Annotated in this window: 19 protein-coding genes and 1 pseudogene; 5 read left to right on the top strand and 15 right to left on the bottom strand. The window is 63.8% G+C overall.

Translation table 11 applies throughout. The annotated features are described in order from the left end of the window. Positions 1-287 precede the first annotated feature (287 nt). The 3 genes from uxuA to XH80_RS08955 form a co-directional block, all read right to left on the bottom strand. Positions 288-1,478, bottom strand: coding sequence for a mannonate dehydratase (gene uxuA, locus XH80_RS08965; RefSeq protein WP_271598277.1), 1,191 nt, complete (start codon positions 1,476-1,478; stop codon positions 288-290). Between the two features lie 72 nt (positions 1,479-1,550). Continuing rightward, the gene (locus XH80_RS08960) at positions 1,551-2,600 is read right to left on the bottom strand and encodes an L-idonate 5-dehydrogenase (RefSeq protein ID WP_220004827.1); all 1,050 of its coding nucleotides are present in this window, start codon (positions 2,598-2,600) and stop codon (positions 1,551-1,553) included. A gap of 66 nt (positions 2,601-2,666) precedes the next feature. Then, positions 2,667-3,476 carry a FadR/GntR family transcriptional regulator gene (locus XH80_RS08955; protein ID WP_220004828.1) on the bottom strand — a complete coding sequence of 270 codons (810 nt, stop codon included), beginning with the start codon at positions 3,474-3,476 and terminating at the stop codon, positions 2,667-2,669. Positions 3,477-3,607: 131 nt separating this feature from the next. Between XH80_RS08955 and XH80_RS08950 the strand changes: the two genes are divergently transcribed. The 3 genes from XH80_RS08950 (at position 3,608) to XH80_RS08940 (ending at position 6,555) form a co-directional block, all read left to right on the top strand. Further along, positions 3,608-5,077 (top strand): mannitol dehydrogenase family protein, encoded by a 1,470-nt coding sequence (locus tag XH80_RS08950; RefSeq protein ID WP_271598276.1) that lies wholly within the window; start codon positions 3,608-3,610, stop codon positions 5,075-5,077. A gap of 89 nt (positions 5,078-5,166) precedes the next feature. Next, a complete protein-coding gene (locus XH80_RS08945; protein ID WP_220004830.1) occupies positions 5,167-5,574 on the top strand; it encodes a nuclear transport factor 2 family protein in 408 nt (135 codons plus the stop codon). Positions 5,575-5,694: 120 nt separating this feature from the next. Continuing rightward, positions 5,695-6,555, top strand: coding sequence for an SDR family oxidoreductase (locus XH80_RS08940; RefSeq protein WP_271598275.1), 861 nt, complete (start codon positions 5,695-5,697; stop codon positions 6,553-6,555). On the opposite strand, the pseudogene XH80_RS08935 reads toward XH80_RS08940, so the two are convergent. Then, positions 6,530-6,640: pseudogene (locus XH80_RS08935) on the bottom strand (dienelactone hydrolase family protein); the annotation flags it as partial. The gene XH80_RS08940 and the pseudogene XH80_RS08935 overlap by 26 nt on opposite strands. A 492-nt stretch (positions 6,641-7,132) precedes the next feature. On the opposite strand from XH80_RS08935, the gene XH80_RS08930 reads away from it, so the two are divergent. After that, on the top strand, positions 7,133-7,711 hold the full coding sequence (locus XH80_RS08930; RefSeq protein ID WP_271598274.1) for a MarR family winged helix-turn-helix transcriptional regulator: 579 nt from the start codon (positions 7,133-7,135) through the stop codon (positions 7,709-7,711). A gap of 13 nt (positions 7,712-7,724) precedes the next feature. On the opposite strand, the gene XH80_RS08925 is transcribed toward XH80_RS08930, so the two are convergent. Continuing rightward, positions 7,725-8,660, bottom strand: coding sequence for a hypothetical protein (locus XH80_RS08925; protein WP_271598273.1), 936 nt, complete (start codon positions 8,658-8,660; stop codon positions 7,725-7,727). An 811-nt stretch (positions 8,661-9,471) separates the two neighbouring features. Here XH80_RS08925 and XH80_RS08920 point away from each other — a divergent pair. Beyond that, the gene (locus XH80_RS08920; RefSeq protein WP_220004834.1) at positions 9,472-10,242 is read left to right on the top strand and encodes a response regulator transcription factor; all 771 of its coding nucleotides are present in this window, start codon (positions 9,472-9,474) and stop codon (positions 10,240-10,242) included. Between the two features lie 115 nt (positions 10,243-10,357). Here XH80_RS08920 and XH80_RS08915 read toward each other — a convergent pair whose 3' ends face one another. The 10 genes from XH80_RS08915 to flaF all read right to left on the bottom strand — a co-directional run bounded on the left by XH80_RS08915 (position 10,358) and on the right by flaF (position 16,652). Further along, on the bottom strand, positions 10,358-10,816 hold the full coding sequence (locus XH80_RS08915; RefSeq protein WP_220004835.1) for a hypothetical protein: 459 nt from the start codon (positions 10,814-10,816) through the stop codon (positions 10,358-10,360). Further along, positions 10,813-11,355, bottom strand: a complete 543-nt coding sequence (locus tag XH80_RS08910; protein WP_271598272.1) for a flagellar biosynthesis protein FlgN — start codon at positions 11,353-11,355, stop codon at positions 10,813-10,815. The genes XH80_RS08915 and XH80_RS08910 overlap by 4 nt, the downstream gene beginning before the upstream one ends. 44 nt (positions 11,356-11,399) lie before the next feature. After that, complete coding sequence (locus tag XH80_RS08905; RefSeq protein WP_271598271.1) at positions 11,400-11,867, bottom strand: rod-binding protein; 468 nt, start codon at positions 11,865-11,867, stop codon at positions 11,400-11,402. Further along, positions 11,864-12,283 carry a hypothetical protein gene (locus XH80_RS08900; protein ID WP_271598270.1) on the bottom strand — a complete coding sequence of 140 codons (420 nt, stop codon included), beginning with the start codon at positions 12,281-12,283 and terminating at the stop codon, positions 11,864-11,866. The genes XH80_RS08905 and XH80_RS08900 overlap by 4 nt, the downstream gene beginning before the upstream one ends. 6 nt (positions 12,284-12,289) lie before the next feature. Beyond that, positions 12,290-13,042: a flagellar biosynthesis protein FliR gene (gene fliR, locus XH80_RS08895; protein WP_271598269.1), complete on the bottom strand. Its 753-nt coding sequence runs from the start codon at positions 13,040-13,042 to the stop codon at positions 12,290-12,292. Next, a complete protein-coding gene (gene flhA / locus XH80_RS08890) occupies positions 13,039-15,120 on the bottom strand; it encodes a flagellar biosynthesis protein FlhA (RefSeq protein WP_271598268.1) in 2,082 nt (693 codons plus the stop codon). Before flhA ends, fliR begins: the two co-directional genes overlap by 4 nt. Before the next feature lie 71 nt (positions 15,121-15,191). Further along, complete coding sequence (gene fliQ / locus XH80_RS08885) at positions 15,192-15,458, bottom strand: flagellar biosynthesis protein FliQ (protein ID WP_220004841.1); 267 nt, start codon at positions 15,456-15,458, stop codon at positions 15,192-15,194. 2 nt (positions 15,459-15,460) lie between these two features. Continuing rightward, positions 15,461-15,883 (bottom strand): flagellar hook assembly protein FlgD, encoded by a 423-nt coding sequence (flgD, locus tag XH80_RS08880; RefSeq protein WP_057742893.1) that lies wholly within the window; start codon positions 15,881-15,883, stop codon positions 15,461-15,463. 14 nt (positions 15,884-15,897) lie between these two features. After that, entirely contained in the window at positions 15,898-16,308 is a 411-nt protein-coding gene (gene flbT / locus XH80_RS08875; protein WP_057742891.1) for a flagellar biosynthesis repressor FlbT, read from the bottom strand. Next, complete coding sequence (gene flaF, locus XH80_RS08870; protein WP_271598267.1) at positions 16,308-16,652, bottom strand: flagellar biosynthesis regulator FlaF; 345 nt, start codon at positions 16,650-16,652, stop codon at positions 16,308-16,310. The genes flbT and flaF overlap by 1 nt, the downstream gene beginning before the upstream one ends. Positions 16,653-16,684: the final 32 nt, after the last annotated feature.

The raw sequence follows: 16,684 nt of genomic DNA, 5'->3' as shown, positions 1-16,684 counted from the left end.
GCCCATCGCGACATACTGCGCTGCCGCACGAACTTGGTCGCTATAGGGGCAAAGCGGACATTGCTTTCGTCGCATCAAATCGCCGGGCTTATGGGTACACGGCCTACATTCTCCCTATTCCCGTTCCTACGGGGCCGGGACGAGCTGCGCTCGCCCTGAGAGGGTGGGGCGAGGGGCTACTTCCGCAATCACCGTCAGAGATGGACCCGCGGAGAGTCCCCTCACCCGCAATCAGCGCTTTCAGCGCGCATTCCGGCCTCTCCCGCACGCGGGGAGAGGCGAAGAGTTCACCGATGCCCGATCGCCCGGATGGCGCCACGCAGCTCGGCGAGACCGCGGAGGCGGCCGATTGCGGTGTAGCCGGGATTGGTGCGCTTGGTGGCGGCGAGATCGTCCAGCATGCGATGGCCGTGATCGGGGCGGAATACGATGCGCTGGTCCGGCGAGCGCCGGGCGTTCTCCTTCAGGAGCGCCTTCAGCACCGCGATCATGTCGACGTCGCCGTCGAGATGATCGGACTCGTGGAAGGACAAGCCGTCGGCTTCGCGCCTGGTCGCGCGCAGATGGGCAAAGGCGATGCGCGGGCCGAAGCGTTCGGCCATGGCAGGCAGATCGTTCTCAGGGCGCACGCCGAGCGAGCCTGTGCACAGGCAGATGCCGTTCGCCTTTGAGGGCACGGCATCGAACAGCGCTTGGTAATCCTCTGCCGTGGAGGCGATGCGCGGCAGGCCGAACAGCGGCCGCGGCGGATCGTCCGGGTGCAGCGTCAGCGAGACGCCGAGCTGCTCGGCGACCGGCGCGACGCGCTCGAGAAACTCGACGAGATGCTGCCGCAGCATCTTTGGCGTGATATCGCGATAGGCATCCAGCTTGTCGCGAAATTGCGGGATGGTCAGCGGCTCGGTGGTCGAGCCCGGCAGCGCGCTGGCGATCGCCATGATGAGATAGTCGATGTCGGCCTGGCTCATCTTGTCGAACCGCGCCTTTGCGCGCGCCTGCTGTTCGGGCGAATATTCCCGCAGTGCTGCCGGGCGCTGCAGGATATGCAGTTCGAACGCCGCAAACCGGTCCTGATCGAAGCGCAGGGCGCGGGCGCCGTTCGGCAGCTCCCATTCGAGATCGGTACGGCACCAGTCGACCACGGGCATGAAATTGTAGCAGATGATCTTGATGCCAGAGGCGGCCACCGCCTCCAGGCTCGCGATCCAGGCGTCGATGGATTTGGTCGCCTTAGCCCCGAGCCGCTTGACGTCATCGGGAATCGGGATCGATTCCACCACCGACCAGGTCAATGGCGAGCGGCCGGGCTGGCCGTCCTCGATGAAGCTCTTGCGCTCCTCGACCGCCCGGCGCGTCCAGGCCTCGCCGATCGGCACCTGATGCAACGCCGATACGATATCGCTTGCGCCGGCCTGCCTGACATCGTCCAGCGACACTGGATCGTTGGGCCCATACCAGCGCCATCCCTCGCGCATCATCGAAATTCTCCTAAAGCGTTCTCGAGCGAAGTGGCTACCGGTTCGCGTAAAAAAAACGCGTCAAAACAAGAGTCAATTGGCGGTCAGCACGACCTTGACGCTCTGCGAACGGTCGAGCGCCAGCCGCAGCGCGTCGGGCGCGGTCGACAGTGGTCGCTCGGCGGTGACCAGCGCCAGCACGTCGACGCTGCCCGCGCCGATCAGTTCCACCGCGGTCATGAATTCCAGCCCGAAGCGGAACGAGCCGCGCAGGTCGATCTCCTTGGCCATCACCGCATTCGACGGCGTCGGGATCTGGCCGCCCGGCAGATTGCCGATCTGCACCACCACGCCACCGCGCCTGACGATGCCGATGGCACTGGCAAGGCCCGCGGCAGTGCCCGAGACTTCGAAGGCGACGTCATAGGGACGCGACGCGGCCTGCGCCTTGAGGCCCTCTTCGCCGCCCGAGACGTTCTCGACATGGGACGCACCGAGCTTGGTCGCGAAGGCCAGCGGCGCCGGCGCGATGTCGGCCACCGTGATATCGGCCATGCCGGCGCGGCGCGCGGCCAGCATGGTGAGAAGTCCGATCGGGCCGGCGCCAAAGATGATGCCGCGCTTGCCCTGGATGTTGCCGGCGCGCGCGACGGCATGCAGGCAGACCGCCAGCGGCTCGGCGAGCGCTGCGGCCTGATAGGAGACGTGGTCGGGGATCTTCACGCACTGCGCCGGGACGGCGTCGAAATAGTTGGCAAAGCCGCCCTGCATGTGCGGCGTCTTCGAGGCCGAACCCATGAAGTAGATATTTTCGCAGAGGTTCTGCCGCCCCTCGCGGCAGGCGACGCAGTGACCGCACCAGCGCGACGGATTGACGGCAACGCGGTCGCCGACCTTCAGGTTCGCAGGCATACCCGCGATCTCCACAACCTCGCCCGAGATCTCGTGACCGAGCACCAGCGGCGACTTCACCACGAAATCGCCGGTGCGGGCATGGCGGAAGTAATGCATGTCAGAGCCGCAGATGCCGCCGGCGCCGAAGCGGATGCGCACCATTCCGTCAGCGAGCTTGTCGAGCGGATGCTCGATCATGCGCAGATCTTCGGGTCCGAACAGGGTTGCGGCGAGAGCGGTCGAGGTCATCGGTAAAATCCCATTGTGTCTGCAGCTTCGTTCACCCGCCCTAACAACGAGACGAGCGGTCCAATCTCATCGTCGCCCCGCGCTGCCGCCTTTGGCTTGCACGCCAGAGGATCGTTTTGGCTTCGCCGGCTGATCTCCGGATCGCGCCGTCCGCTTCCGCGCCCCCGGCGCGCCTGCTGATGTCTCGGCGCCAAAGCTCTGCGCAAAGCGCTCCTGCGAATGCGCGAGGTGATCGCGCATGGCGTCGTGAGCCGACATTGGCCGGCGCGCCGCGATGGCGTCGCGCACGGCGCGATGCTCGCTCAGCGCGGCGAGCCAGGTGCCGGGGTTTTCGAAATAATGCGCAAGCTGCGTGAAATAGGGATTGAGGCGCTGGTCGAACAGCTCGCCGACGACGCGCACCAGCACGGCGTTGCCGAGGCATCCGGCGATCGCGATGTGGAAGGCGCGGTCATGGACCATCGAAGCTTCGCTGGGATGCTCGACCTCAGCCATCGCGACAAGGGCCGCGTCGATGCGCGCGACATCGTCGCTGGTCGCCACGCGGGCGGCCTGCTCCGCGATGGCGCTTTCCAGGAATTCACGGGCGCGCAGCAGCTCGAACGGCCCCTCGAGGACGGCCGAGGACACCGGCGCAGCGTCGACGGGCTCTGTTACATAGATGCCGGAGCCGACGCGAATGCGAACGCGTCCCTCCACTTCGAGGGCGATCAGGGCTTCGCGCACCGTCGGCCGCGAAATCTTGAGCTGCTCGGCGAGCTCGCGCTCGGTCGGCAAGCGGCTGCCGACGGCGTACTCGCCGCTGTCGATCAGGCTTCGCAATTGATCGGCGACCTGGCGATAAAGCCGTCTCGCCTCCACAGCTTCCAGCGGCACGCCGGCCTCCCCGAACGGTCTCGCCGGATGGATTGCTGCCGGCGGCCACGTCCACTTTGGATAATTGGCCTTACCAATTGACCCGATACGGCCGCCATGTCAAGCAACGGGCTAAACCCAGGGAGACGACCATGCGGCTTGGTCACGCCCATCTCGACCTGTTGCCAGCGGCCATCCGCCGCCCGGCCTATGACCGTTCCCTGATCACGCCAGGCATCGTGCATCTCGGTCTCGGCGCGTTTCATCGTGCGCATCAGGCTGTCGCCATCGACGATTGCCTGGCCGCAGGCCCCACATCCTGGGGCATCGTCGGCGCGAGCCTGCGCAGCCCCGATACGCGCGATGCTCTCGCCCCGCAGGATCATCTCTACACGGTCGCCGTGCGCTCCGCCGAGGGCACCGAGCATCGTGTCATCGGGGCATTGCTGGACAGCGTCGTCGCGCGCGAGAAGCCGGCTGCGCTGGTCGAACGGATGGCTGATCCCGCCATTCGCATCGTCTCGCTGACGGTGACCGAAAAGGGCTATTGCCACACGCCGCAGTCAGGCGATCTTGACGAGCGACACCCCGATGTCGTGCACGACCTCAACGATATCGACGCGCCGCGCTCGGCGCCGGGCTTCATCGTGGCGGCGCTGGCGCGGCGGCGGGCGCTGGGGATTGCGCCCTTCACCGTGCTGTGCTGCGACAATCTCGCCGCCAACGGTCACACCGTGCAGCGGATCGTGACGCAATTCGCCGCGCTCCGCTCAGAGGAGCTTGGCAAGTGGATCGCCGCTAACGCCACTTTCCCCTGCACCATGGTCGACCGCATCGTGCCCGAAACCACCCGTGCCGATCGTGATGGGGTCGCAGCAGTGCTCGGAATGCGTGACGCCTGGCCTGTGATGACAGAGCCGTTCACGCAATGGGTGGTCGAGGATCGCTTTGCCTCGGGAAGGCCCGATCTCGCCGCGGCAGGTGTCGAGCTTGTCGGCGACGTCAAGCCGTTCGAGCTGATGAAGCTGCGGCTGCTCAATGCCAGCCATTCAGCGCTCGCCTATCTCGGCTACCTCGCCGGGTACGAGACCATCGCCGACACCATGCAGGATCCGCATTTCGCGCGCCTCGCCGCATGGGTGATGGAAGAGGCCGCGGTGACGTTGACGATGCCCGAAGGCACCGATCTTGCCGCCTATCGCGCCTCCCTGCTCCAGCGTTTTGCCAATCCGGCGTTGCATCACCGCACCTGGCAGATCGCGATGGACGGCTCGCAAAAACTGCCGCAGCGCCTGCTCGGGACGATGCAGGATCGTCTCGCCATGAACCTGCCGATCGCGACCCATGCGCTCGCGGTGGCTGGCTGGATGCGCTACGTCACCGCATCTGACGAGCAGGGCCGCGCCATCGACGTGCGCGATCCCTTCGCGGCCGAGCTGGCGGCGCTCGCGCGCGAGGCCGGTCCCGTCGCGGAACGGCTTGCGCCTGCATTGCTCGGCGTCACGAAGGTGTTCGGGCCGCTTGGCGCCGAGCCGCGGCTGCGCGAGGCGGTGACCGTAGCGCTTGGGCGCCTCTACGCGGAAGGTGCGCGGCGCGCGGTAGAGATGCTCGTTTCGGCATGACCAGAAACTGGGCAGCGATGCTGCACTGCGTTCAAAGTCGGACTGAAGTCGCGCTTGATTTTTGCCTTCCATTGCCCCACCCGAGAGAGATGGCAAAGGACAGCAAGGTCATCGCCGCGAACGCGGCTTTTTACGCCGCCTTTTCGACGGGCGATTTTGACAGCATGAAGCGGATGTGGGCGGACGACGACGCCATCTCCTGCATTCATCCCGGCTGGCCCGCGATCGTCGGCCATGCCACTGTCATCGGCAGCTGGCGCGACATCCTGCAAAATCCTGAGAGGCCGCAGATCGTCTGCGCCGAACCGCAGGCGATCGTCGACGGCGACAGCGCCCGCGTGCTCTGCATCGAGATCGTCGACGGAACCGCGCTGGCTGCCGCCAACCATTTTCGCCGCGTCGGCGACGACTGGCGCATGGTGCATCACCAGTCGAGCCCGATCGCACAGATTGTCGAGCAGGCCGAGGACGATAGGGCGAGCCACCGGGTGCACTGAGGGCAACCCTCACGCCGGCGTGATGTACTATGCATGGGGTTGTTTTGCGGTTTTGATCTCTTATGAGCGAGGACGCGCCGGCTCGCGCGAACGGAACTCGGACCCGGCACGGGAAGACGCATGCGGCTCTTCATTCTTGGCCTCGGCTATAGCGCCCGGCATTTCGTCCGCAGGTTCGGCGGCAGCTTCTCGCATGTCGCCGGCACCGTGCGCGATCCCACCACGCGGGACGATCTCGCCGGCGTCGAGCTGCATGCCTTTTCCGGCAGCCGCCCGGCTGATGCGACCGTCAATCGCATCCGCGATGCCGATGTTCTCCTGATCTCGATCCCGCCTGATGGCAGCGGCGATCCCGCGCTCGCAGCGCTCGGCGACGTGCTCGCAACAGGCCGCCGCAAGGTCGTCTATCTCTCCACCATCGGCGTCTATGGCGATCATGCCGGCGGATGGGTCGACGAGAGCACGCCGCCGCAGTCTTCCCTGGATCGCGCCCGGCTGCGCGTCGCCGCGGAGCAGGCTTGGACCGAGACGGCGCACGGCGATGTTGCGATCCTGCGCCTTGCCGGCATCTACGGTCCCGGCCGCAACGCGCTGGTGACGCTGCGTGGCGGCACCGCCCGCCGCATCATCAAGCCCGGCCAGGTTTTCAACCGCATCCATGTCGACGACATCGCGAGCGCCATCATGGCCGCGATCACCCACGACAGCGGCGGCACCTGGAACGTCTGCGACGACGAGCCCGCACCGCCGCAAGACGTGATCACCTACGCCGCACAGCTGATGGGCATCGCGCCGCCGGCCGAAGAAGCGTTTGCGACCGCCGAGATGTCGGCGATGGCGCGCAGCTTCTATGCCAGCAGCGCCCGCGTCTCCAATGCGAAATTGAAGCGCGAGCTCGACCTCACGCTGGCCTATCCGACCTATCGGCACGGCCTCGATGCGCTGTGGCGCGGGCTCAGCTCAGAACGCCATATTTCTTGAACCAGGCTTGCGCCTGTGCCCAGGCGTCGTCCGCCGCTTCCTTGCGATAGCTGCCGCGAAAGTCGGCATGGAAGCCATGCGGCGCGTTCCGGATAGATCAAGCTGCAGTCCCTGATCTGATGATGTGACTGATTTAACCGTGTAGCCGCGTTGCGTCGCAACATCCATTAACCGAAAAAAGGGTTCTCCCGCCTTCCGCTGCGCCATCACGCGTTGCCGATCATGCGTGGCTTCGCGCAACTCGAAACGGTTTGCCGCAACAAACAGGCTCCATCGTGGCCGCATTGACACATCATGTTGCCCAAGCACTGCATAGCGTCCGACATTTGCACGCAAGCTCGCACCATTTGACTGAAATTTTCGGATCAGTTGAGCTTTGCAGTTTACTCGAACTTTCTTTGTGACGCTCTAGTTCCACTCCCGAATGTTCCATCTCCAGAACGGAGAGGCGTCTTCCAAGCGCGGCATGTTCCTTTGGTCTCGCGCGAAGCAACGCTAGACGGCTTCATTCCGAACCCGCAGCGATTGCGCCCCCGAACGCTCAATTGAACAAAGCTTGATCCTATCTGGCATCGAAATGAATTTGGCTCGCGAAGCAATCGAATTGTTGGGACAGGTGGCGCGGATCCTGTGGTTCGAAGGCACCAAGCATGGCATGCGGGATCGCGAGTGGATGGCGCTGCGCTTCCTCTTCCGTGCGAATCGGTTCTCACGGACGCCGTCGGCGCTGGCAAGCTATGTCGGCACGACGCGCGGCACCGCCTCCTTCATCATCGGCGAGCTCGAACGCCTCGGTTATGTGGAGCGAACCCGCTCCTCCAAGGACAAGCGCTCGGTCATGCTTAGCGTGACGCAGCAAGGCAAGAAGTTTCTGGCCCGCGATCCGGTCAACGGCCTGGTCGATGCCTTCGCCATTCTCGATGATGACAGCAAGCTTCGCTTCCGCGACACGTTGCGTCACGTGCTCGATCAGGCGGATGCCGCCGAACAGCGGCACCACACCGACATCTGCAAGCGATGCATCTTCCTGCGGGAGGATCGCACAGCTTCCGAGAACAAGTCGACGGTCGAGTTCACCTGCCGGCTGTTTCGTGCGCCGATCGCGGAGGCCGAGATCGAGCTGCTATGCACCAGCTTCGAGCATCACCGACAATAGAAGCCTCCGCCGCTCACTTGCGCGCTGAATAGATGACACCGCCGCCGCTGGTTTCCACGACGAGACGGCCGTTCTCGTTCCTGATCTCCTCGATCCGACCGAGATTCGGCACCTGCTGCCCGAGCACGGCCTCGACGACACCGTTCGGGCCCTGCAGGATCGCGATGCCCTCATAGGCCTGGCGAACCGACCAGCCCTTGACCACTTTGCGCGGCGCCGAGCTGCGCTCGACCGGAGCCACCGAGCCCGTGGTCTCCGGCGCGGCCACCGACGCCATCACCGGCATCGCCGGCGACGGCTGCGCGGCGACTTGCACCGGCGCCTGGATTTGGGCCTGGGCGAGCCTGTCGAGCTTCGCCGTCGAAGACGAACTGACTCGCTCGATACGATCCAGATTTTCGGCAAACCGACCGAAACGATCGCTGGTTGCCTTGCTTGATTGATCGACCGCGGTGCGCAGGCCATCGAGATTCTCTGATACGCCGGACAATTGCTTGCGGAGCTGGGCGACCGTTTCGCGCAGATTCCTGATCTCCGCATTGGCCGTGGCATTGGTCTGGCCCGGCTGCGTGGTGAGATAGGCAATGACGCCGGTGCACGCGCAGACCACCAGGATGGCGGCAATCGCCAATGTCGCGAGCGGAACGACCCAAGCGGGGCGCTGCGGCGGCGGCTTGGCTACGATCATCGCCGGCTTGATGACGGCAGGCGCAGGCTTTGGTATCGCCATCTTGTCGAGGCGCGCCTTGGCACGAATGCGCTTCAATCCCTCGAGCGCCTCTTTCGCTGCGGCTTCGTCGTTCGACAATGATGCAGGCTTCGCGCCTGCCGCGGGCTTGGCCGTGCGCGTGTTATTATTGGGCTTGGTGTCGCGTGTGTCCGGAGCAAGCTTCGCAGCTGCGGTCAAATCCGCAGCTTCAGCGGGACGCGTTTTTCCATCGGACAACATTTGAAAATGCTCCGTTCGTTTTGATCTGTCGAACGAAGCTAGTTGGCGAAGCTTGCCTGAAACGTGCGCATCAGAACTTTTTCGTCGCGCATGAAGCACAGGCGAGTCTGGCGCATCATGCGTGATTCAAAAGTGCGACTCGAAAGACACACACTCGCCAAGATTTTGCCAAGCTGGAGTCTCGCCGCCATACATGAGTCGAATTGTCGCACGTGAGTACCCGGCCAGAGGAGTCAATCCCGGGTTGAAAATCCCCCGTATGACGGCTCAGTGACACGACTCAAAACGGCTTTATTTGTACGGGCATAGGAACTTTATAACCGCTAAGGTGCAAAACTGGTTCGAATTTCAAATCAACTGATGCGTTCGGACATACAAAGAGACAACTGGAAACAAACCAACAGCATCAAGCACACGTAGCAAACGCTTTGTTCCGCACGCTTGATCGGAAATCGGCAATTGTTACGGTCTGTCTTAAGTGATTCTCGCCCGTTGGCGAGGAGATCGACAGAGTTCAGTGGCGTTCGGACGCGATGAGCAACGTAACGCAGCTGTACTACGTCGCTATCTCAATCCGCCCCGCAAGGTGATCTGTAAGACACCCGCCGGGCTTCACGCAGTAAGCGTTCAGTATCGAGTCGAAGTAGCAGGCCCACACATGTGGGCACTGAATGCGTAGGGCTGCCCGCGAATATCGAGACCACAATAACGGTTCGCGGGAGGGAATATCGTCAAACAGCATGGCTGCCGAACCGGGGCATCACAACAAACCTCCCGGCTACAGCAAGTGCGAAACAGGGGCGAAAGACTGATGTATATTATCGTTGATGATCGCGAGAGCGTCACGAACAGCTACGTAGGAGGGCTCGTTCGCGAAGGCGTATCGTCGATCGGCTTCTCCTCCGGAGAATTCTGGGACTGGCTGCAATCCGCGAGTGAATCGGACCTTGCAGCCGTCGATGCCTTCCTTCTGGGGGACTGCGATGCCCGCGGAAGCCTGCCGCGGGCGATGCGCAAGCGGTCTACGGCTCCGATCATCGCCATGAGCGGCCAAAAGATGCTCAAGAATACGCTGGAGCTGTTCGAATCCGGTGTGGACGACGTCGTCCACGTGCCGATCCATCTGCGTGAGATCCTCGCCCGAACGGCCGCGATCGCTCGCCGCCGGGTCGGAGAGTTGCCGAGGCCCTGCGAGACCAGGATCCAGGTCTTCTTCAACGGACGTGACCCCGAAATCGCGGGCCACGCCCTGACGCTGCCGCGCCGCGAGCTGCGCATCCTCGAATATATGGTCAGCAACCACGGCAAATGGATCACCAAGACGCAGATCTTCAACGCGGTCTACGGCATCTTTGAATCCACATTCGACGAGAGCGTGATCGAAAGTCACGTCAGCAAGCTACGCAAGAAGCTCCGCGACCGCCTCGGTTTCGACGCGATCGTGGCCCGCCGCTATGTCGGATACCGGCTCAACATCCCGGCCAATGAGACGATCGACGAGCCGATGCAGGAGCTCGACGAGGTCGGCATCCTCCTGAACCGGGCTCATGCCGCGCCTGCGGCCTACCCGGCCGGCAACTGACGCGGCAAGCCGGCTCGCAAACGACCACCGGCCCCTGCGGGAAGCTCGCGCAGGGGCCGGTTGTTTTTGACGGCCTGGATGTCGTCGGGCCTGCGCGGTTTCGCGGACCGGCGCACTACGGCTTCTGCTGGAATTCTTCCTTGGAGACGTAGTTGAAGTCCTCGACCAGGACGTCCTGGACGATGTCGGCCTGCATCCGCTCGTTGACGCGCTGCTTGATCGCCGAGGTGAGCACGGAGAGATCGTAACGGGCGAGCTTCCTGAAATCGAGCTTGTCGTCAGCGTAGATCCTTCGGAAAGCCTCGTCGACGACGAACGGCTCCGGCGGAACCGTCAGCTGGTGCATGGTCTTCGCCTCAACTGTGTAGACGAAGCGCGCGACGATGTAGCCCTGCACAGCGCCGCCCTCGACCATGGGCACGCTCAGCGCCCGCGTCTTCTGGTATTGCAGGCCTTCAAGATATTCGTCCTTCGCGGGCAGCAGGCTGCCATTTTCCTTCCAATAGGCAACCCCATAGCTCGTGCCCGCGGTGAGGATGCATACCCAGAGCCCGGCCAGCACCAGCTTGATCATTTTCTGTCCTGCGCTGCGCGACCGGTGTACGTGCCGTCCGATTCGGCTTCCTTGATCGCCCTGAGGATGATGTTCGCGACCTCACGCACGGCGTCGTAGTGCATTTCGAGGAGAGAGCGGTTTCGCTCGAGCTTCTCGCGCAGCCGCTGAATTTCCTCGGTGATCTCGGTTTCGCTGCCGAGATGCATCCGCGCCCGCATCAGGCGGACGAATTCCAGCATGCTCCGGCTCTTGCGGGCGCTGAAGTCGTCGAAGTCGACCTTCTGTCCGGTGGCGAGCGCGGCGGTCTCCTCCTCGACAATGGTTTCGAGCCGGCGAATTGCGACCAGCAATCCGCGGACCTCTTCGGACCGCACCACCTCCAACCTCGCCGCCGCCTCAGGGTCGTCGGGCGTCATGTCGCTGGCGACATTAGGCAGGAGCGCAGGCAACAGAACGTCGCTCGGCGCAGCCTCCGTCATCGCCTCGATGTCAAGGACGTGTTGCTCAATGACCGGCTGCTCCATCACCTGGGCCGTCGCGCCTTGTTCTACCTGCATAGCAAATTCACCCCTCAACTTTCGTCACCCATGTCCCATATCCATCAGTCCGACTTGCCCGCGGCCCCCGGGCCTGTCGGATGCGCAGCCGCGAGCTGCTTGGCAATTCCGATGCCCTTGCCTTTCGCGAGCTGGGCGCCGAGCTGCTCGGCCAGCATCGATTTCCAGATGCCGCCCGCGGTGCCCTTGCCGAATACTTCGTCAGACTCCTTCGGCAGCATCGTCTCGACGAAGGTCTGGAGAATGAACGCTTCGAACTTGCGATAGACCTCGTCCGGGCCAGGCTTCTTGATCACCTGCACCGGCGGCCCGTTCACCACGCCCGATTGCGCCTCCGTCAAACTTGCGGCGGATTGATCGGCCGCCTTGCTGGCCGTCGCATCCATCGTCGCAGCGAAATCGGCGCCCGACGATCTCAGCGACTCCAGCTTCGCCGTCGCCATCCGCTGCGTCACCGGATCGGCGGCGTCGAGGACATCAAGAACGAGGTCGGATGTCGGTGTTACGATCATGTCTTGGTCCGGGTGGTTGGCCGCGGCGTCAGATCGCGCGCGGCGGCGTGTGTTCCCATCATGTCTTCGAGCGAGCGCTTCTCTGCGGCGCGCAGCTTGTCGGCGAGCGCCGCCCTGGCGACCTCCTCGAGCTGCTTCACACGCCGGGTTTCCGAGCGCACCCTGTCGAGCTGCATCGCGGCGCGTTCCTGCACGGCGCGAGCGCCGACGCTGGTCTTGTTGAGGCGCCGCGCAATCGAATCGCTCGACGATCCCGCCGGCGTTTTGCCTTCGTTCAGCGTTCCCACCAGCCAGGCCTGCTCATCCTGCATGGTCTGCTCCTGCTGCCGCAATTGTGAGAGCTGCCATTCGGACAGCCGGAGCTGAAGCTTGATCAGCGAGACGATTCGACTGAGCTTGTCCGCGCGCGAGACCATGACCCGTCATCCCGGCAGCCATGACGACAGGCCCAGCATGAATTGCGCCAGCAGCTCGTCGCTGGTGAGATAGAGCAGCAGGAAACCACCGAACAGGACGAATGGCACCGAGACGAAATAGACCGGTATCGCCGGGGTCAGCTTGTTGATGAGACCCACCGAGAAATTGACGATGACGGAATAGACGATGAAGGGGCTGGTGATCCGCAGCGTCAGCACGAACGCGTCGGCGAGACGGCTCACCAGCTGGTTCAGCGCCATCTCGCCGGTCAGCTTCTCGCCGGGATGCCAGACGTCGTAGGAGTTCATCAGCCCGCGCAACACCTGCCAGTGCTGATCGGTCAGGAAGAACAGCGTAGTGACGGCGGCCATGATCAGCGGCACCACGGGCGGCGCCGGATCGGTGTCGCCGACGGGCGTGCCCGGGATGCTGCTGAGCCCGATCGCGCTCGCCATCACGGTGAGCATGGTCTGGAGCGCGAGGAAGAACACACGCCCGCCGAGACCGATGACGCCGCCGACCAGAAGCTCTGTGCCGATCAGCAGCGCCATCGTCAGCGGCGAGGCGCCGTCGACGAGCGGCTTCAGGATGGCGACAAGAATCGGCGCCAGCGCGAAGGTCGTGACCAGGGCGACGAACAGGCGGATTTGCGGCGGAACGTTCACGCTGGAATAGCCAGGCACGAGCATCAGGCAGGCGCCGATACGGCAGAACACGATGAACGTGACGAGCACCTGGTCAGTGAGGCCGATGATCACGAAATGGCTCCGAGCGCCCGGATCTCGGCGCTGCGGGCGACCTCGACATGCGACAGGATCGGCAGGGTCGGGAACACCCGCTCCAAAATCATGCGCACATAGGGTCGGGCCTCCGGCGTCACCGCCAGCACCACACTGGTGCCGTCCTCGGTGAACTTCCGGACCGCGGCGCTGGCTTCGGTCGCGAACTGCTCGATCAGCCGAGGATCGGCGTCGAACTCGACGACGTCACCCTTGGCGTCGCGCTTCAGGCTCTGATGGAAGGCGAGATCCCAGCGATTGCCGAGGCGAAGGACGTTGAGCACGCCGTTGTCGGAGAGGTCGCCGCAGATCTGCTGGGCCAGCCGCATCCGCACGTGCTCGGCAACCTGCTCGGACCGCCGGACATGCGGCGCGATCTCGGCGATCGCCTCGAGGATCAGATGCAGATTCCGGATCGACACCCGCTCGCCCAGCAGGATCTTCAGGATCGCCAGCAGGCCGGAATAGGAAATCTGGGACGGGCAGAGATCGTCGACAAGGCGCTTGTATTCGGGTTCGAGCCGGTCGAGCAGTGCGCGCATGTCCTTGTAGGACAGCAGCTGCGACAGATTTGCCCTCAGCACTTCGCTCAGGTGCGTGAGGAGCACCGACAGATTGTCGACCGGCTTGCAGCCCTGCCGCTTGACCTCCTCGGTGAAGGCTTCCGTCACCCACAGCGCCTTCATGCCGAAGGCGGGCTCGATCACCTCGTCGCCGGGCACGTCGGGCTTGCCGTCCTTGTCCACCAGCACCATCACCTCGCCGATGCGGAGCTCGCCATGGGCGACGCGCGTGTCGTGGATCCGGATCTGGTATCCCTTGGGGTCGATCGACAGATTGTCCGACAGCTTGATCTCGGGGATGACGAAGCCGTACTGCTTGGCGAATTTCTTGCGGATCTTGGCGACGCGGTGGGCAAGCTCGTTGCGCGAGCCGAGCAGGTGAACCGACAGATGGCTGCCGAGCGACAGCTCGATCTCGGCGGTCTTGAGCGATTCCTTGACCGATTCCTTGGCGTCGTTCTGGGCGCGCTCTTCGGCCTTGCGCGCATCCTCCTTCTGCTTCGCGGCCGCCTGCCGCTTCGGCAGCGAGTAGCCGACGAAGGCCATGACGCCGCCCAGAAGCACGAACGGTGCCATCGGCAGCCCCGGCATCAAGGCAAGCACGAACATCATTAAGGAGGCGGCAGACACCGCGCGTGGATAGCCGCCGAGCTGCCGCAGCACCGCCTGCTCCGCCGAGCCTCTGGTGCCGCCCTTGGACACCAGCAGACCCGCCGACAGCGACACGATCAGTGCCGGCATCTGCGTGACCAGACCGTCGCCGACGGACAGTTTTGTGTAGACGTCGGCGGCGCGCGACAGGGTCAGACCGTGATGAGTGACGCCGATGATGATGCCGCCGAAGATGTTGATCGCCGTGATGATCAGGCCGGCGATGGCATCGCCGCGCACGAATTTCGAGGCACCGTCCATCGCGCCGAAGAAGGAGCTCTCCTCTTCGAGCTCGCGGCGCCGGCGTTGGGCTTCCTTGTCATCGATCAGGCCTGCAGAGAGGTCCGCGTCGATCGCCATCTGCTTGCCGGGGATGGCGTCCAGGGTGAAGCGCGCGCCGACTTCGGCGATACGCGTTGCGCCCTTGGTGATCACGACGAAATTCACCGTGACCAGGATCGCGAAAATGATCAATCCGATGACGAAGTCGCCGCCCATGACGAACTTCGAGAAGCCGGCGACGACGTGGCCGGCAGCGGTCTCGCCCTCCCCGCCGCGCGACAGGATCAGGCGGGTGGTCGCGACGTTGAGTGCGAGCCGCAGGATCGTCGCGATGAGGAGCACGGTCGGGAAGGCGGAAAAATCGAGCGGCCGCTGGATCCACAACGCAACCATCAGGATCAGCGCCGCCAGCGCGATCGAAAAAGCGAGGCCGAGGTCGATCAGGATGGGAGGGATCGGCAGGAACAGGATCGTGAGCATGGTCACGATACCGCCAGCGAAGACGGCGTCCGCGCCGAAGCGTCGCGGGTTCGGCAGGCTAGCAGCTAACGTATCGGCCATAGGTCACCGGGCAGCAGGGTCCGCCCTGCAATCTGCCCCGCAAAGCTTACGCGAGGGTGGTGGCCGGCGGATCAGAAGCCGTGCTCGATCCGCGAATAGACCATCTCGGTGAAGGTGGAGAGATGGGCGCCGATGAAGGAGCCGGAGATGGCCACGACCACCAGGATGACGATGATCTTCGGAACGAAGGTCAGCGTCGCCTCCTGGATCTGGGTCAGGGCCTGGATCAGCGCGATGACGATGCCGACCAGCATCGCCGCGCCGACGGCGGGTCCGCAGGCAACGAGGATGGTCCAGATCGCTGCCTGGACGAGGTCGAGGGCGTCCCGCTCGTTCATGGTTAGTTGCTGATCGTGAGACCAGGGCCGACCGCGACCTTGGTGCCGTCCTGGAGGGTCGCGACGGAGCCGTTGCTGTTGATCGAGATCGAGGCGACCTTGCCGGTGAACGTCGCTCCGGTCGAGTCGGTGAAGCTGACATTCTTTCCGATCAGCCCGTCCGCCTGCGACAGCGACTGGGAGGACAGCAGCGCATCCAGCTTCGTGTTGGTTTGCATGGCCTGCTCGACCGTCGACAGCTGGGCGAACTGGCTCATGTATTGCGACGTATCCGTCGGATTGGTCGGATCCTGGTTCTTCATCTCGGCGATGAGGAGCTGGAGGAAGGTGTTGTAGTCGACTCCGCTGCTTGACGGCGTCGAGCTGGACGAGGTCGAGCTGGTCGAATTGGTGCTCGTGGTATCGGTCGCGCTGGGAACGTTCATGGGCCTCTCCGCTGTCAGGCAGCCTTGAATGGAGATTTGGTGGTGGTGCCGGCCAGGATCGCCTCCTCGAGAGGGAACAGCGCCCGGATCCGCTTGAGCGCCTCGAAGTAGCGGGTTCCGCCGACCATCTCGTCGATCGCGGCGAGCCCGTCCAGCATCTCGCGGTTCTCGCAAACGGCAAGCAGGGCCGCGTGGTGCTGCCCATAGAGCGAGGCGGCGGCGCCAACATCTGTCGGGTTCATCAGCATGAGCTGAACGATGAAATAAAGCTGCCGCATCGCCGTGGTGGCGTCGGCAGCCTGCATCACCTGCCCTTCCAGCAGGAACATCACATCATTGACGAGTTCGAGCGAGACCTTGCGGTCCACGCGCAACACCGCGCCGTTGATGTAGACTCGTTCGCCCGCTCGCAAGGAGATCTTCATTAGAGCGCGTCTCTAATCAGGCGGTTGATTTCGACGAGCTGCGTCACGTCGTTCGATTTTTCCTCGCGAAGGCGATCGGCTTCCTTGACGACCCACAGACCGATCGAGATGATGTCGGCGCGCAGCTGCTCGGGCAGTCCGTTCTCGGGATGCGCCAGATCCTCGATGAAGATGGTCCATAGCCGCCGGACATAGAGCAGGCTCTGAACCTGATCCTCAAGGCTGAAACACTCGCGCTGGAGCCGCTCCAGCCGGTCGATGCCGAGGCTGAGCGCCTGGCGCTCGCGCCCTCGCGCCTCGTAGCCGCTGTCTTCAACGACCGTCTCATAGGCTTCAAAAGTCATCCGTAATACTCTGCGCAGGAAACTGAAAGCGT

Source organism: Bradyrhizobium sp. CCBAU 45384 (assembly GCF_028128665.1).
GTDB lineage: Bacteria > Pseudomonadota > Alphaproteobacteria > Rhizobiales > Xanthobacteraceae > Bradyrhizobium > Bradyrhizobium manausense.
Note: the sequence above shows the minus strand (reverse complement) of the source record. Positions and strands in the feature narration are given on the sequence as shown.

Coding starts and splice junctions, on each gene's coding strand:
- uxuA (WP_271598277.1), bottom strand. CDS start 1,478: ATGATGCGCGAGGGATGGCGCTGGTATGGGCCCAACGATCCAGTGTCG.
- XH80_RS08960 (WP_220004827.1), bottom strand. CDS start 2,600: ATGACCTCGACCGCTCTCGCCGCAACCCTGTTCGGACCCGAAGATCTG.
- XH80_RS08950 (WP_271598276.1), top strand. CDS start 3,608: ATGCGGCTTGGTCACGCCCATCTCGACCTGTTGCCAGCGGCCATCCGC.
- XH80_RS08945 (WP_220004830.1), top strand. CDS start 5,167: ATGGCAAAGGACAGCAAGGTCATCGCCGCGAACGCGGCTTTTTACGCC.
- XH80_RS08940 (WP_271598275.1), top strand. CDS start 5,695: ATGCGGCTCTTCATTCTTGGCCTCGGCTATAGCGCCCGGCATTTCGTC.
- XH80_RS08930 (WP_271598274.1), top strand. CDS start 7,133: ATGAATTTGGCTCGCGAAGCAATCGAATTGTTGGGACAGGTGGCGCGG.
- XH80_RS08925 (WP_271598273.1), bottom strand. CDS start 8,660: ATGTTGTCCGATGGAAAAACGCGTCCCGCTGAAGCTGCGGATTTGACC.
- XH80_RS08920 (WP_220004834.1), top strand. CDS start 9,472: ATGTATATTATCGTTGATGATCGCGAGAGCGTCACGAACAGCTACGTA.
- XH80_RS08915 (WP_220004835.1), bottom strand. CDS start 10,816: ATGATCAAGCTGGTGCTGGCCGGGCTCTGGGTATGCATCCTCACCGCG.
- XH80_RS08910 (WP_271598272.1), bottom strand. CDS start 11,355: ATGCAGGTAGAACAAGGCGCGACGGCCCAGGTGATGGAGCAGCCGGTC.
- XH80_RS08905 (WP_271598271.1), bottom strand. CDS start 11,867: ATGATCGTAACACCGACATCCGACCTCGTTCTTGATGTCCTCGACGCC.
- XH80_RS08900 (WP_271598270.1), bottom strand. CDS start 12,283: ATGGTCTCGCGCGCGGACAAGCTCAGTCGAATCGTCTCGCTGATCAAG.
- flhA (WP_271598268.1), bottom strand. CDS start 15,120: ATGGCCGATACGTTAGCTGCTAGCCTGCCGAACCCGCGACGCTTCGGC.
- fliQ (WP_220004841.1), bottom strand. CDS start 15,458: ATGAACGAGCGGGACGCCCTCGACCTCGTCCAGGCAGCGATCTGGACC.
- flgD (WP_057742893.1), bottom strand. CDS start 15,883: ATGAACGTTCCCAGCGCGACCGATACCACGAGCACCAATTCGACCAGC.
- flbT (WP_057742891.1), bottom strand. CDS start 16,308: ATGAAGATCTCCTTGCGAGCGGGCGAACGAGTCTACATCAACGGCGCG.
- flaF (WP_271598267.1), bottom strand. CDS start 16,652: ATGACTTTTGAAGCCTATGAGACGGTCGTTGAAGACAGCGGCTACGAG.